Below are 14,398 nucleotides of genomic sequence, written 5' to 3'. Positions count from 1 at the left end.
CTTAGCTGGAACCGCCCGTCGTGCCCCATCCGGAGCCGAGAAGCCAGGACCAGAAGCCACGCGATGCTGCTTGCTTCTTCATATTCGTCCCCTGTCGTTACACGGCGACTCGCACCGCAGACGGAGACATTAACCCTAATAGAAATGGTTATCAAGATATTTACCAATTACGCGACTTGCCGACCTTTCCGGGCAAATAGTCGTCGCTTGAGACCTTCGAAGCTGGCAGGCCGACCGATGATAAACCCTTGAGCAAAATCACATTTCATTGCGACCAGCAGGTCGAGGACTTCGCGGCTCTCCACCCCTTCGGCGACGACGGTGCGGCCAAGTGAATGCGCAAGCGCGATCGTCGATTGCACCATGACCAGGTCGCTTCGGTTGTCGCGCATCGCTTTGACGAAGCTCTGGTCGATCTTGATCTCGCCGGCCGGCACCTTCTTGAGATATTCGAGCGTCGACATGCCGGTGCCATAGTCGTCGATCGAAATTTGGACGCCGAGGTCGCGGAGGCGGAGGAGCGGCTCGATGCCCGAACCATCGCCGACGATCGCCGCCGTCTCGGTCAGCTCGAGCGTCAGGCGCGCTGGGTCGAGCCCATGCCGGCCCAGGATCGCCTTCACCTTGGACGGGAGCTGGCGGTCCGCAAGCATCTTGGCCGAAAGGTTCACGGCCATATCGAACCCGGGCTGGCGCCGATTGATCTCCGCTGCTGCCTCGACTGCCTTGTTGAGGATGAAAAAGGTTAGCTTCTCGATCCGGTCGTTCTGTTCTGCGGCCGTGATGAATTCGTGAGGGCTGATCGGACCCTTTTCCGGGTGCGTCCAGCGCGCCAGCGCTTCGGCGCCGCGAATCCGGCCCGTCGCAAGCTCGACCTGGGGCTGATAGGCGACCCATACCTCGCCGTTATCGACGGCCTGATCGAGCTGGCTGAGGAGCGACAGCTTCCAGTTTACGTCCTTCAGGCGTTCGGGATCGTGATATTTCCAGCGAAGTCCTTCGAGTGCCGCGTCGTCAGCTGCCGATAGCGCGCTGCCGAGCCGGTTCGCGACGGAACGACCGCTGCCGATCTCCACGCCGAAGGTAACGACGAGGTCGAAGCGCCGTCCGTCGACCTTGGCAGCGCTGCGGAACAGTGCGGCCAATGCCTCAACGTGATTACCGAGCGCGGTGCCCGGATCGGCAGTGACGGCAAAAATGCCTTCATCGCCTTGATAGACGGTGGACGATTGTGATCCGACGCGCAGGCGGGCAACGATCTGCTCGACCAGGCTGCGCTCCTGCTCGATCGACAAGGTCGACGCGATCTCCGGATAGTTGATGACTCGTGCGGCGATCAGCGGCCGATCCCGTTCACTTCTCGACCGCTTCAGAGCGTTGAGGTTGGGAAGCCCAGTGACGGCATTCTTGACGCCACGCGAGGTCAAGAAGCGCCAGACGAGTCCGGACGAGACCACAAGCAGAACGAACAGGCCCGGCGTGACATCCGTGAAGATGTTTCGCTGCTCCAGGAAGACCGGCCCCACCAGCAGGACGGTCGCCGACAATGTCAGCGCAACGACGCTGACGATGCGGCGCTTCGCCAGAATGCAAAGCACGGACGCGATCGCGATCAGCATACCCGGAAGCCAGCCCAGCGACACGGGACGCCCTGCCATCAAGGTCTCCGCGGCAAGAATCTGAACAAAGACGCCGCCCAGCCGGCCATAGCCTGGGACAAGGTACTGGTCGCCGATACGAACGCTGTTGGGTCCGATGATGACCGTCTTGCCTGCAAGCCGCTCCGGGCCAACCGACCCCGACAGGATGTCGGCTGCGCTAATCGTCGGGACAGTTCGCACGTCGAAAGCGTAGTTGATCGGAAAGGATTCTCCCGGCGGGCCTTTAACGTTCGCCATGACGGCACCCATCGTCGGGATGACGCGGCCGTCGTAGAGACCCGCGTACCGTAGGTTCCAGATCTCGTTCGCATAATTGTGATTAGCGGCGACCGTCGCGACTCCGGCAACCGAACGAAGTTGCGGGATCGGCAGGGCGGCTTGGCCACCTCCTTCGCCGCCACCCGTGCGGTCGCCCATCGCAATATAGTCGTTCGACGCCATGCGATGCGCTTCGACCAGCCGCCGATCGTCCTCTGGCTCGCTTTTGCCGACGTGAAGGAAGTCTACCGCGATCGACTTAGGCTTGGCGGCGGCAATTCGTTCGACCAGTTCGGCGTGCAGGCTTCGCGACCAAGGCCAATGTTCATACTGCTGCATGGCCTTCTCGTCGATTGCGACGAGGACAATGTTGCCGCTGACGGGCTTTTCGTTGATCCGGTTGCGGGCGACGCGAAGGCCGTTTTCGGCGATTTCTCCGAAGCCGATCAGGCCGAAGATCAGGCCGAGCACGATCGCCCAGGCGAGCAGCTTCACCGGGCGTTTCGTCCCGTCTGCACGTTGGCGATTCATGACCGAGCGCATGAGCCGGTGGTTCCTTGCAATGTCAGAAGTCCGCTCTGCACCGCAAAAGGTTATTAAATCGGAAACCGCACCTTGATTAACCGTGCCGCCGAGCGCGTCCCAATCCGCTCGACAAGGGTCGCGCGGATTGCCACAGTCCGTCGATCTTTTGCGAAAGGGGCGCGCGTGGACTTCATTTCGATCCTGTCGATCTTCGTGCTGGCCTGTTTCGTCGGATATTTCGTGGTGTGGTCGGTGACGCCAGCGCTGCACACGCCGCTGATGGCCGTCACCAATGCGATCAGCAGCGTGATCATCGTCGGCGCGTTGATCGCCGCCGCCGCCGCGGGCAACCCAATCGCCAAGTGGCTGGGGCTCATCGCGATCGTGCTGGCGAGCATCAATATCTTTGGCGGGTTCGCGGTGACTGCGCGCATGCTGGCGATGTACAAGAAGAAGGAGCGCTAGGATGCACCAGGCCGCTGCCGTCCCGGCTTGGGTGCTGATCGCCTATCTCGTTTCCGGAATCTGCTTCATCCTTGCCCTTCGTGGGCTGTCGAGCCCGGCGACCAGCCAGCGCGGCAATCAGCTCGGCATGATCGGCATGGGGACCGCGGTCACGACGACGCTGGCGGTGCACGACGTGGCGTCGCTTCCGGAAATCGGGATCGCCATCGCCATCGGCGCGGTCATCGGCATCGTGACTGCGCGGCGGATCCAGATGACGGCGATGCCGCAACTGGTCGCAGCCTTTCACTCGCTTGTCGGACTGGCCGCGGTGCTCGTGGGCACTGCGGCTTTTCTGAATCCAGAGGCGTTCGGAATCGCGGTGCGCATCACGCCGATCGCGTCCCCGTCGTTCCTCAGCATCCTGCCGGTCAGCAGGGTCGAGCTCGGCCTTGGTGTCGCCATCGGCGCAATCACCTTTTCGGGGTCGGTCATCGCCTTCCTGAAGCTCAACGGCAGCATGTCGGGGGCGCCGATCCTCTTGCCAGCGCGCCACTTCCTGAATCTGGCGACGCTCGGCGCGATCCTGGGACTCATCGTCTACTTCACTGGCGATCAGTCGCCGTGGATCTTCTGGACGATCATGGCCCTGTCGTTCGTGATCGGCTTCCTGCTGATCATTCCTATCGGCGGCGCGGACATGCCGGTCGTGGTCAGCATGCTCAACAGCTATTCGGGCTGGGCGGCTGCGGCGATGGGCTTCACGCTGGGCAACACGGCGATGATCATTACTGGCGCGCTGGTCGGATCGTCGGGCGCAATCCTCAGCTACATCATGTGCCGCGCGATGAACCGTAGTTTCATCAGCGTGATCGCCGGTGGCTTTGGCGCGGTCGCGGGTGGCCCTGCGGCGGAAGCGATAGATCGTCCCTACAAGCGCGGCTCGGCCGAAGACGCCGCTTTCTTGATGGAGCAGGCTGACAGCGTTATCATTGTCCCCGGTTACGGCATGGCGGTCGCGCAGGCACAGCACGCGCTGCGAGAGATGGCGGACATGCTCAAAGCGAAGGGCGTGTCGGTCAAATACGCCATCCACCCCGTCGCTGGCCGGATGCCGGGGCACATGAACGTGCTGCTGGCCGAAGCCAACGTGCCGTATGACGAGGTGCACGAACTGGAGGACATCAACAGCGAGTTTGCGCAGGCCGATGTCGCCTTCGTGATCGGCGCCAACGACGTCACCAATCCGGCCGCGAAAACCGACAAGAGTTCGCCCATTTACGGCATGCCGGTGCTCGACGTGGAAAAGGCTCGCACCGTCCTGTTCATCAAGCGATCGATGGGCGGCGCGGGTTACGCCGGCGTCGACAATGAATTATTCTATCGCGACAATACGATGATGCTGCTGGCCGACGCCAAGAAGATGGTCGAGGAAATCGTGAAGAGCCTCGGCTAGGGGCAGCAGCACGACATTGTTTCTGGGTTAAAGCCCCCAGCCGGATACCCCGGCCGGGGTGTGTCCGGGGAGGGACGAATTTGAAAAAGCTGGGGATTATCGGCGGGACGAGCTGGGCTTCGACCGCGCTCTATTACGAACATATCAATCGCCTAGTGGGACGACGGCTCGGCGGGCTCCACAGCGCAAGGCTGCTGCTCGAGAACCTCGACTTCGCCGACTATGCCGCGCTTCATCGGAAGGACGACTGGACCGCCGCCAATGAGATGGTCGTCGATGCCGCCAAGCGATTGGCCGGGGCGGGGGCCGAGGGCCTGCTGCTGGCGTCGAACACGATGCACCGCGCCTACGAGCCGGTGGTCGAAGCGACCGGTCTGCCGATGATGCACATCGCCGAAGCAACCTCGGACCGGATCGTCGCCGACGGCCGCAGCCGCATCGCCCTGCTGGGAACCCGGCACACCATGACCGACCCTTCCGCGCGGCATGCCTATGAGCAGCACGGCATCGTCATTACCGAACTGACGCAGTCGTGGCGCGATGAGGTCGATCGGATCATCTACGAAGAGCTGGCGGCGGGCCGCGTCGTCCGTGACAGCCAGCGCAAGCTGAAGACTCTGATCACCGAACTCGGCAAGCAGAAGGTTCAGGCGGTCGTCCTTGGCTGCACCGAGTTGGTGCTGGCAGTCGACGTGCGCGCCAACGTGCTCCCCGTCTACGACACTACCGCGATTCACGCGGCAGCGGCGGTCGAGTGGATGCTGACCGAGGAGAAGGGCGCGGCGCGCGCGGCCGCTTAGGCGGGAACAGTTCTGGGTTCACTCGCCAGTTCGCGATTGCTGAGCAACAAGGCGGCTGGAATGGCGAAGGCGAGAGCGGTGTAAAGTAGACGGATCGGCGTCGGCACCGCCATCGCCCACAGCGGAACGACCGCGATCGTGGCGAGGCCGAGGAGGACGACGAAGGCAATGGCGTCGCTCGATTCGTCACTGATTTCGGAAAGGCGCTCGCGTTCGTCGAACAGGACGTTCAGTCGGCGGATGATCCGGCTGCACGTGCCCGTGCATAGCGCCGGGATCACGGCGTGGAGAAGACAGGCGATTCCCGCGGCGACGGCCAAACAGCCGACGGTGGTCGCGAACCGGAAATGCTCTCCGTAGCGTTCGCCCGCGGCGGACAGATGCTGCTTCGACTGTCGGATCAATGGTCCCTCCGGCGATCTTGAACGGCGAAGCAACCTGATCGTTGCGTCACCGTCAACGCTCGATGCGATGAGGGGACGGGATGAATGCGCCGAAAGGACGGCCACGCAGGCCTCGCAAGGAGGCCATAAAGTTCCTAGATCGACCGGGTGAGCAAAGCCGAACGACCTGACGATCCGCGCGCCGGCGCGCGATTTAACGAGGAAAAAGCGACCTACACCGTTCGCGGAAGCGACGCGCCCGACCTCGACGCCGGCGTGAAGGCGATCCGCAACGTGCTGAAGACGTTACCGGTTCGTCCCGGCGTTTACCGGATGCAGGACGCCAAGGGCGACGTGCTCTACGTCGGCAAGGCGCGGGCGCTGAAGAACCGGGTCAACAGCTACACGCAGGTCAATCGCCTGCCGAAGCGTCTGCAGCGCATGGTCGGCCAGACGCGATCGATGACGATCGTCACCACCAATACCGAGGCCGAGGCGCTGCTGCTCGAAGCGCAACTGATCAAGCGTTTTCGGCCGCCATACAACGTGCTGCTCCGCGACGACAAAAGCTTTCCTTTTATCCTGCTGCGCGAGGATCATGCCTTCCCGCGCGTGCAGAAGCATCGCGGTGCGCGGCGGGCCAAGGGGCAATATTATGGACCCTTCGCCAGCGCCGGTTCGGTCACCAAGACGCTTAACGCGCTGCAGAAGCTTTTCCTTCTAAGAAGTTGTTCGGACAGCTTTTTCGCGAACCGGTCGCGGCCCTGCCTGCTTTACCAAATTCGCCGCTGCTCCGCACCGTGCGTGGGTCGGATCGAGCCGGGCGACTATGCCGAACTGGTCGATGACGCGAAGTCGTTTTTGGCGGGAAAGTCGACCGGGGTTCAGGTCCGGCTTGGCAAGCAGATGGCGGAGGCGGCCGAGCGGCAGGACTATGAACTTGCCGCCGTCTATCGCGATCGCTTGCGGTCGCTGACCTACATTCAGGGAAGCCAGACGGTCCACGCCGAAGGGCTTGGCGACGGCGACATCTTCGCGCTCGCCTGCAAGGGCGGACAGATGTGCATCCAGGCCTTTTTCATCCGCGGCGGACAGAATTGGGGCCATCGGTCCTTCTTCCCCGCGCAAACCGCCGAGGTCCCCGAAGAGGAAGTGCTGTCGAGCTTCCTCGTGCAATTTTACGAAGACGTCCCGCCGCCGCGCCGGATCTTGCTCGACCGCGACTTGGTCGAAGGGGAACTCGTGGCCGAAGCACTTTCGGAACGCGCCGAGCGAAAAGTCGAGATCCAGCGGCCCCAGCGCGGCGACCGAAAGCGACTGATCGATCAGGCCAAGCGCAACGCCGAGGAAGCGCTGGAGCGGCGAATGGCCGAGTCGACGACGCAGGGCAAATTGCTCCAGGAACTGACCGAGACGTTCGAACTGCCCGTCATTCCCAAGCGCATCGAGGTCTACGACAACAGCCACATCATGGGCACCAACGCCACCGGCGCGATGATCGTCGCGGGGCCGGAGGGCTTTCGCAAGAACGCCTATCGGAAGTTCAATATCAAGTCGGGAATCACGCCGGGCGACGACTTCGGGATGATGCGCGAGGTGCTTGAGCGGCGCTTTGCCCGATTGGAGAAGGAGGATCCGGATCGGTCGAGCGGCGAATGGCCCGACCTGCTGCTGATCGACGGCGGCAAGGGACAGTTGTCGGCAGTATGCGAGATCATGGAGAATGCCGGGGTTCACGACATTCCGGTGATCGGGGTCGCGAAGGGGCCCGATCGTAATGCCGGGCGCGAAACCTTCCACCTGCCCAATGGTCGCGAGATTACGTTCCCGCCAAACAATGCGTTGCTGTTCTACCTTCAGCGCCTGCGCGACGAAGCGCATCGGTTCGCGATCGGAACGCACCGCGCCAAGCGGGCGAAGAGCCTGACGACGTCGACGCTGGACGAGGTGCCGGGCATCGGACCGAACCGGAAGCGCGCCTTGCTGATGCACTTCGGGACGGCGCGGGCGGTGAAGAATGCCGCCCTTGCGGACCTGGAGCGTGCGCCCGGAATATCGAGCACGATGGCGCGGCAGCTTTACGATTACTTCCACCCGCGCGGATGATCAGGATCGACACCGCAGCGATCGTCGTTGCGCTTCGCGCGCATGGCGAGCATGGTGCGGTCGTTCGGCTGATGACTCCGCGCGACGGTCTGCAGGCTGCCTATGTGCGGGGCGCACGGGGGCGGCAGATGCGACCCGTGCTGATGGGCGGAAACATCGTCGAGGCGCGGCTGACCGCGCGCAACGACGTCCAGTTGCCGCAGGCGACGGTGGAGCTAGTGCACAGCCGGGCGCCGCTATTGTCCGAAGCCTTGCCCGCGGCCGCGATCGACTGGGTGTGCGCCCTGACGGCGACGGCACTTCCGGAGGGGCAGCCCTATGGCCGGCTCTATGCCGCGCTCGACGGTCTGTTGGCCGCTATCGAGGCGGCGCCGTCCGCCAGTGGTTGGGGCGCTTCACTCGTGCGCTACGAATTGCTGATGCTTGCGGAGTTGGGCTTCGGGCTCGACCTCGAGCAATGCGCCGTCACCGGGACGGACAACGACCTGGTCGCCGTCAGTCCCCGATCCGGTCGGGCGGTCGGCCGTGTCGCCGCCGCTCCTCATGCGGGCAAGTTGCTCGCGTTGCCCGCTTTCGTCCGGGGGGGAGGGCCGGCGGGATGGCAGGACATCTTGCAGGGGCTGACGCTGAGTGGTCATTTCCTCGAGCGGGACCTGATCGCCGGTCGCGCCGCCCCGATCGCGGCGTCGCGCGACCGGCTGATCGACCGCCTGCGGGGGGCGGCCGGCAATGGATAGCTTGCGCAAGATTTCAAGGCGCGCATAGCATTAGGTCATGGTCGACACCCTCGCTCTGCTGTTTCCGCATTCCGCCGAGAGCGAAGGAATCGTCGTCCGAGTCGCGACGAGCTACCTCGCCGACCAATCGGCGCCCGATCAGCAGCGTTGGTTCTGGTCCTATCACATCCGAATCGAGAACCGGCGGGAGACGTCGGTACAATTGCTTGCGAGGCAGTGGACGATCGTCGACGGGCGCGGTGCCATCCACGAAGTGCGAGGGCAGGGCGTTGTCGGGGACATGCCGGTCATTCTGCCCGGCGATAGCTACGACTATGTTTCCGGATGTCCGCTCGATACCTCAAGCGGCTCGATGAGCGGACTTTATCAGTTCGTCGATGAGGACGGGGCACCGTTTCAGGCGCAGATCCCTAAGTTTCCATTGCTCGCGCCACGTCGAGGCTGAACCTTCAAGACACAAAAAACGGCCCGCTGTTTAGGCGGGCCGTTCCAAAGTCGTTACGACGTTTGCTTACGCCGGGCTGACCGGATCGAAGTCGAGGTCGAGGTCGCTATCTTCGTCCGAGACGACGAGATAGATTCCGACGCCGATGGTCAGCAGGATCAGTGCGAGCGGAAGGATCGGGAAAGCGCGCTCGCCACGATCATAATCCTGAGCAACGGCAGCCGAAGCAGCCGAAGTGGTCGTTGCCGACATGGCGCTAAGAGCGGCCCAGTCCGAAGCAGCGCGCGCAGGCGCAGCAGCAACCGCGCTGGTCGAAACCGCGCAGAGCGCAAGCATTCCGGTGAGTGTCGTCAACTTACGCATATCTCAATCCCTCGTTTCACGTTGGGGCAACTCGAACTCCATAACGGATAAAATCTCCGATTGCCAACCCACAAACGCCGTCAACTCAAAATTGTTGCGTGAAGGCGCCGGAACGCGCAGTGAGGTGCCGAGAATGTGGTCTCCTCAGTTTGCTTACGAGGCAAGACGTGTCGGTCAAGCTTAGCGAGGAATTAAATGTCGCAAGAGTGCGGAGGTTGCCTGCGGTTTCGGCCGAGCAGCCCCGTCGGACCCTTGTTGTGTCGGCGAACGGATATTGGAATATTCTCAACTTTAGGTCGGGTCTCGTCCAGCATCTCATCGCGTCCGGGCGCGAGGTCCATGTCATTGCTCCAGACGACGGGCATGGCCCGAAACTTCGTGAGCTTGGAGCGGAAGTTTACTCCATTCCTCTGAAAAGTAGCAGCCTTTCGCCGATAGACGACGTCGTCACTTTCGTATCCTACATCCGTTTATTTCGCCGAATCAGGCCAGACTCCTTTCTTGCGTTCACGATCAAGCCGAATATTTACGGAGGCCTTGCCGCCCGGCTGTGCGGTGTACGGCGCTACAATAACATCAGTGGTCTGGGGACGGCCTTCGCTCGGCCGGGGCCTTTGCAGCGCCTGGTGGCAATTCTTTATCGATTGGCATTGGCCGGGTCGTGTAAAGTGTTTTTTCAGAACAAGGAAGACCGAGCACTTTTTGAGGGGCGTGGAATCAGTCAACCAAGGCAGGGAGGCGTTCTTCCGGGATCCGGAGTTGATTTACGCCGCTTTTCTCCAATCGATAGGCGTCGTCGCTCCGGCGCGGTGCGATTTCTGCTGGTCGCGAGGATGCTGTCCGACAAAGGTGTCGCAGAGTTTGTCGACGCCTCGCGCCTCATCTTGAAGTCAAGGCCAAACTTCGCGAACTTTGTGCTGCTTGGGCCGATCGGTGTCGATAATCGAGCCGCCATCGATCGACGAACGATCGATCGGTGGGTGCGGGAGGGTGTCGTCGAGTATTGGGGCGAGGTGACAGACGTACGCCAATCGATTTCTAAAGCCGATTGTGTCGTTTTGCCGTCATATCGGGAAGGTGTACCTCGCAGCCTGATCGAAGCGGCGGCCATGGCTACGCCGATTATCGGCACTAATGTCCCGGGATGTCGTGATATCGTCGATGATTGCGTTAACGGCTACCTATGCCAGGTGCGTTCGGCTCGCTCCCTAGCCGACGCCATCGAGCGAATGATCGATATTGGGGAGGAGGGCCGTCATCAGCTTGGCCTCGCCGGACGCGCCAAGGTAGAGCGTGACTTCGACGAGCACATTATCTTGGAGGCTTACGGATCTGCCCTCAATGATTGCTCTTAACGACCTATTCATCATCGCTAAGTGACTGGCTCTGCGACCGCATGATATTCAAACGCTTCTTTTCTCGATCTTCCGAAGATCGTCTGCCGCGGTTGCCCGCAGGCATGCGAGTCTACGCGGTTGGCGACATTCACGGTAGGCTGGACCTTCTTCAGGATTTGCTCGTTCAAATCGACGAGGACATGGCGCGTAATGATCAAACCCGGACGATAATAGTGTTTCTCGGGGACGTGGTCGACCGCGGCCCTCAGTCGCGAGAGGTGATCGAGTCATTGCGCCGCTTTGACCGGTCCGGCGTCGAGCCAGTGTTCTTGCTGGGAAACCATGAAGAAGTGTTGCTTCGTATCTTGGCCGGCGAGCGCAATCTTGTAGACGGCTGGCTAAAGTACGGCGGTGCCGAACTTCTCGAAAGCTATGGCGTCAGCGCCGAATCGCTTCGGTCAATGTCGGGACGAAGGACGATTGCTGCTATCCGGGAGGCGATCCCCCTCGACCATGTGCGTTTCCTCGAAAGCTTTGCCGACACGCTGAAGATTGGTGACTATCTTTTCGTTCATGCCGGCATTCGGCCCGACGTCGACTTGTCGCTCCAGCTTCAGTCGGATTTGCGCTGGATCCGCCAGCCGTTCCTCGAAAGCGACACGGATCATGGTTGTGTGGTCGTTCATGGTCACACCATAGAAGAGGAAGTGATCGAGCGGCCCAATCGCTTGGGCATCGATACCGGCGCTTATCGAACCGGCGTGTTGACCGCCGCCGTGTTGGAAGGAACGTCACGGCGCTTCCTGGCGACGTCCGGCCCTGCAAGCGCGGGCAGGCGGTCGATTGATTAGGCTGGCGCCGCAGGTTAGTGAGCGAGTGCGCGAGCGCTGTTGAATTACAAGTGACGGGATCTAAGTGATGATTAGCAAACGCGTACCAACCAAGACATTCCTCCAAATGCGATCAATTCCGATCGCCGCGTGCGTGGCTGCGATGCTGGCGGGATGCGGAGACAAGCGCGGCGGCCCTATTCCCTATGACGTTCCGACCTTCGGCGTTCCGGATTCGCCGACGACGCAGACATTGGAGGCTGGCTACAAGATCGCGCCAGCCGATACCCTGGCGATCAAAGTGTTCAAAATGCCGGACCTGTCGGGCGATTATGAAGTCGATCTGACTGGCCAGGTATCGCTGCCGCTGATCGGTAACCTTGCCGCCGCCGACCTGACGACGGCGCAGCTTGATGACGCGCTGACCCGCAAGCTTGGCGAGAAGTATCTCGAAAATCCCGACGTCAGCGTGGGCATCAAGTCCTCGACCCGGCGTAGCGTGACGGTAGACGGCTCGGTTCGACGGGCGGGCTCCTTCCCGATTAATGGGCCGACCACGCTGATGCAGGCGGTGGCGCTGGCCGGCGGTCTGGGCGAGGATGCGAATTCGCGCCGCGTCGCGATTTTCCGGACGATCAGCGGCCAGCGTCAGGCGGCTGCTTTCGACCTTGCCAGCATTCGTCGCGGCGAAGCCAAGGACCCGCAGGTCTATCCCGGCGACATTGTCGTCATCGATGGTTCGCAGATCAAGGCTGCCCAGAAGCAGCTGATGAACTCGATTCCGATCCTCTCTATTTTCCGGCCGTTCTGAAGCCTGTTCTTCGACCGTGTCTCGTGAAAAGGGCTTCAAGTCTTGAATAACAACATCGCTGTTAGCGATGACAACACGTGGGTTGTCGATCGCTATTCGCCAGATCAGCGCCCGCAGGCTCCGCAAAAAGAGCAGGGCATGTTGCCCGGCCTCGACTTTGCGGCGCTGTTCCGCATCGTCAGCCATTGGCGCTGGCTAATCCTTGGCGCGATCGCACTCGGGATCTTGGCCGCGATCGTCGTGACGATGCTGACGAAGCCGATGTACCGGTCGTTCGTGACGCTGGAGGTCAGCCCGCCGACCGTAGAAATCATGGACGAACGACGCCGCGAGTCGGCGACAGCGCAGACGAACTGGGGTGTGATCGCTACCCAAGTCGGTCTCCTGTCGAGCCGGGCCATCGCCGAGCGTACGGCGCAGGATCTGAACCTTGCGAACAACGAAGACTTCGTCGGAACAGGCGGGACCGCAGAATCGCGTCTCGAGATCGCGACGTCTCGTGTCGCCGGAGGGTTGGACGTCAAGGCGCCCAAGGAAGGCCAACTGATCGAGTACAGCTACGAGGCCGAGACGCCGCAGCTGGCGGCCTCGATCGCCAATGGCGTGGCGGACAGCTTCATTAATTCGACGCTGCAGCGCCGATACGATGCCTCTGCGTACGCGCGAACCTTCCTGGAGCGTCAGATCGTCAAGGTGCGGAGCGATCTCGAACGCTCCGAGCGGCAGCTGGTGGCCTACGCCCAGGCGCAGGGGATCATCAACATCGGTAGCGGCGAGAATGGCCAGCCCAACGGCGACGTCGGGTCTCTCCAGGGTGAATCGCTGGTGGCCTTGAACCAGGCTTTGTCGGCCGCCGTAGCTCGGCGCGTTGCCGCGGAGGGCGCTTACCGTCAGTCCATGACCGTCGGACCGACGACCGAAGACAATAGCGGCACCCAGGCGCTTCGTCAGTCGCGCGCGGCGCTCGAGGCCGAGTATCAGGACAAGCGGACGCTCATGAAGCCGGATCACCCGGAAATGCTGAGCCTTCGTTCGCGGATCGACGAATTGAACCGGCAGATCAGCCGCGAAACGTCGCAGGTCGCGTCTGGCCGTTCGAACAGCCTGCTTAGCGAATATCGGGGGGCGCAGGCCGCCGAGAATGCGCTTCAGGGCCGCGTGAACGCGCTGAAGGGCTCGGTGCTCAACCTGCGTGGACGCAGCATTCAGTATAATATTCTGCAGCGGGAAGTAGACACCAACCGCAGCCTCTATGACGCCCTGCTGCAGCGCTTCAAGGAAGTCGGCGTCGCGGGCGGGATCGGGTCGGCACCCGTGTCGATCGTCGACAAGGCAGAAGTGCCCGGCGGTCCGTTCAGGCCGAACCTGTTCTTCAACCTGCTGCTTGGGTCGCTCTTCGGTCTCGTCCTCGGCATGTTGACCGCGATCGCGCTCGAATTCCTCTACGACACCATCAAGACCCGTGAGGACGTTCGTTCGAAGCTGGGCCTCGCCTGCCTTGGCGCAATACCGAAGACCACCGGCAAGGACAGCTTCGTCGACGAGTTGAAGGACCCCAAGTCGATCGTCTCCGAAGCCTATTCGTCGGTCGTGGCGTCACTGCGGTTCAGTACCGAAGGCGGGCTTCCGAAGACGTTGGTAGTCACGTCCACCCGGCCGTCGGAAGGCAAGTCGTCGTCGTCTCTAGCGCTGTCGCAGAACTTCGCTCGTCGCGGCGCGCGGGTGCTGCTGATGGACTCGGATCTTCGCAAGCCGGCATTCAAGGCGGCGTCGGACAAATATGGCCTAACTCGTCTTCTGACCGACGAGGGCGAGGATTTGCGCAAGCATGTCCTTCCGACACAGTTCGAGAACCTCTGGCTGATGCCGAGCGGGCCGATCCCGCCGAATCCGGCCGATCTGTTGTCGACCGGACGGTTCCAGCAGATCCTGGCCGAAGCGTCGGGTCACTTCGACATCATCGTCATCGACGCTCCGCCGGTGATGGGCCTGGCCGACTCCCTGATGCTCGCGTCCTTCGCCAACGCCGTCATGTTCGTGGTCGAAAGCGGAAAGACGCGGACCAAGGCGGCGCTGGAGGCGCTTGGAATGCTTCGCGGAACCGGGGCACAGATCGTTGGCGCAACCTTGACCAAGGCTGCGGAAGACATGGGCGGTTACGGCTATAAGGCGTACGGCTATGGCGCCATCGACAAGAAGCGGACCGAGATCCTGATGATACCGCACGAAGGTGACGCCTGAC

Annotated in this window: 13 protein-coding genes; 10 read left to right on the top strand and 3 right to left on the bottom strand. The window is 61.9% G+C overall.

Annotated features, from left to right (window positions below; translation table 11 throughout):
* Window positions 1–167: 167 nt before the first annotated feature.
* Complete coding sequence (locus SH584_RS02130; RefSeq protein ID WP_324808181.1) at window positions 168–2,462, bottom strand: EAL domain-containing protein; 2,295 nt, start codon at window positions 2,460–2,462, stop codon at window positions 168–170.
* 165 nt (window positions 2,463–2,627) lie between these two features.
* Between SH584_RS02130 and SH584_RS02125 the strand changes: the two genes are divergently transcribed.
* From SH584_RS02125 to SH584_RS02115, 3 genes are all read left to right on the top strand, one after another.
* Window positions 2,628–2,909, top strand: coding sequence for a proton-translocating transhydrogenase family protein (locus SH584_RS02125; RefSeq protein ID WP_322840402.1), 282 nt, complete (start codon window positions 2,628–2,630; stop codon window positions 2,907–2,909).
* 1 nt (window position 2,910) lies between these two features.
* Entirely contained in the window at window positions 2,911–4,344 is a 1,434-nt protein-coding gene (locus SH584_RS02120) for an NAD(P)(+) transhydrogenase (Re/Si-specific) subunit beta (protein WP_324808179.1), read from the top strand.
* Between the two features lie 80 nt (window positions 4,345–4,424).
* Window positions 4,425–5,144: an aspartate/glutamate racemase family protein gene (locus SH584_RS02115; protein ID WP_324808178.1), complete on the top strand. Its 720-nt coding sequence runs from the start codon at window positions 4,425–4,427 to the stop codon at window positions 5,142–5,144.
* On the opposite strand, the gene SH584_RS02110 is transcribed toward SH584_RS02115, so the two are convergent.
* Window positions 5,141–5,548, bottom strand: a complete 408-nt coding sequence (locus SH584_RS02110; RefSeq protein WP_324808177.1) for a DUF6356 family protein — start codon at window positions 5,546–5,548, stop codon at window positions 5,141–5,143. The two genes, SH584_RS02115 and SH584_RS02110, sit on opposite strands and share 4 nt — an antisense overlap.
* A gap of 147 nt (window positions 5,549–5,695) precedes the next feature.
* Here SH584_RS02110 and uvrC point away from each other — a divergent pair, with 147 nt between their 5' ends.
* From uvrC to apaG, 3 genes are read left to right on the top strand one after another with little or no spacing between them, the layout of a single operon-like run.
* A complete protein-coding gene (gene uvrC, locus SH584_RS02105) occupies window positions 5,696–7,633 on the top strand; it encodes an excinuclease ABC subunit UvrC (RefSeq protein ID WP_324808175.1) in 1,938 nt (645 codons plus the stop codon).
* Window positions 7,630–8,370, top strand: coding sequence for a DNA repair protein RecO (gene recO, locus SH584_RS02100; RefSeq protein WP_324808173.1), 741 nt, complete (start codon window positions 7,630–7,632; stop codon window positions 8,368–8,370). Before uvrC ends, recO begins: the two co-directional genes overlap by 4 nt.
* A gap of 37 nt (window positions 8,371–8,407) precedes the next feature.
* Window positions 8,408–8,815 (top strand): Co2+/Mg2+ efflux protein ApaG, encoded by a 408-nt coding sequence (gene apaG, locus SH584_RS02095; RefSeq protein ID WP_324808170.1) that lies wholly within the window; start codon window positions 8,408–8,410, stop codon window positions 8,813–8,815.
* Window positions 8,816–8,881: 66 nt separating this feature from the next.
* Here the strand turns inward: apaG and SH584_RS02090 are convergent, their stop codons facing one another.
* A complete protein-coding gene (locus SH584_RS02090) occupies window positions 8,882–9,178 on the bottom strand; it encodes a hypothetical protein (protein WP_324808168.1) in 297 nt (98 codons plus the stop codon).
* A 167-nt stretch (window positions 9,179–9,345) separates the two neighbouring features.
* On the opposite strand from SH584_RS02090, the gene SH584_RS02085 reads away from it, so the two are divergent.
* The 4 genes from SH584_RS02085 (at window position 9,346) to SH584_RS02070 (ending at window position 14,397) form a co-directional block, all read left to right on the top strand.
* Window positions 9,346–10,533: a glycosyltransferase family 4 protein gene (locus tag SH584_RS02085; RefSeq protein WP_324808167.1), complete on the top strand. Its 1,188-nt coding sequence runs from the start codon at window positions 9,346–9,348 to the stop codon at window positions 10,531–10,533.
* Window positions 10,534–10,574: 41 nt separating this feature from the next.
* A complete protein-coding gene (locus tag SH584_RS02080) occupies window positions 10,575–11,366 on the top strand; it encodes a metallophosphoesterase (protein ID WP_324808166.1) in 792 nt (263 codons plus the stop codon).
* Between the two features lie 142 nt (window positions 11,367–11,508).
* Window positions 11,509–12,156 carry a polysaccharide biosynthesis/export family protein gene (locus tag SH584_RS02075; RefSeq protein WP_324809438.1) on the top strand — a complete coding sequence of 216 codons (648 nt, stop codon included), beginning with the start codon at window positions 11,509–11,511 and terminating at the stop codon, window positions 12,154–12,156.
* A 42-nt stretch (window positions 12,157–12,198) separates the two neighbouring features.
* Window positions 12,199–14,397 (top strand): GumC family protein, encoded by a 2,199-nt coding sequence (locus SH584_RS02070; RefSeq protein ID WP_324808164.1) that lies wholly within the window; start codon window positions 12,199–12,201, stop codon window positions 14,395–14,397.
* Window position 14,398: the final 1 nt, after the last annotated feature.

This window comes from Sphingomonas sp. LY29, assembly GCF_035593985.1.
Classification (GTDB): Bacteria; Pseudomonadota; Alphaproteobacteria; order Sphingomonadales; family Sphingomonadaceae; genus Sphingomicrobium.
This window is presented reverse-complemented; position numbering and strand designations above follow the sequence as displayed.

Coding starts and splice junctions, on each gene's coding strand:
- SH584_RS02130 (WP_324808181.1), bottom strand. CDS start 2,462: ATGCGCTCGGTCATGAATCGCCAACGTGCAGACGGGACGAAACGCCCG.
- SH584_RS02120 (WP_324808179.1), top strand. CDS start 2,911: ATGCACCAGGCCGCTGCCGTCCCGGCTTGGGTGCTGATCGCCTATCTC.
- recO (WP_324808173.1), top strand. CDS start 7,630: ATGATCAGGATCGACACCGCAGCGATCGTCGTTGCGCTTCGCGCGCAT.
- apaG (WP_324808170.1), top strand. CDS start 8,408: ATGGTCGACACCCTCGCTCTGCTGTTTCCGCATTCCGCCGAGAGCGAA.
- SH584_RS02090 (WP_324808168.1), bottom strand. CDS start 9,178: ATGCGTAAGTTGACGACACTCACCGGAATGCTTGCGCTCTGCGCGGTT.
- SH584_RS02080 (WP_324808166.1), top strand. CDS start 10,575: ATGATATTCAAACGCTTCTTTTCTCGATCTTCCGAAGATCGTCTGCCG.
- SH584_RS02075 (WP_324809438.1), top strand. CDS start 11,509: ATGCTGGCGGGATGCGGAGACAAGCGCGGCGGCCCTATTCCCTATGAC.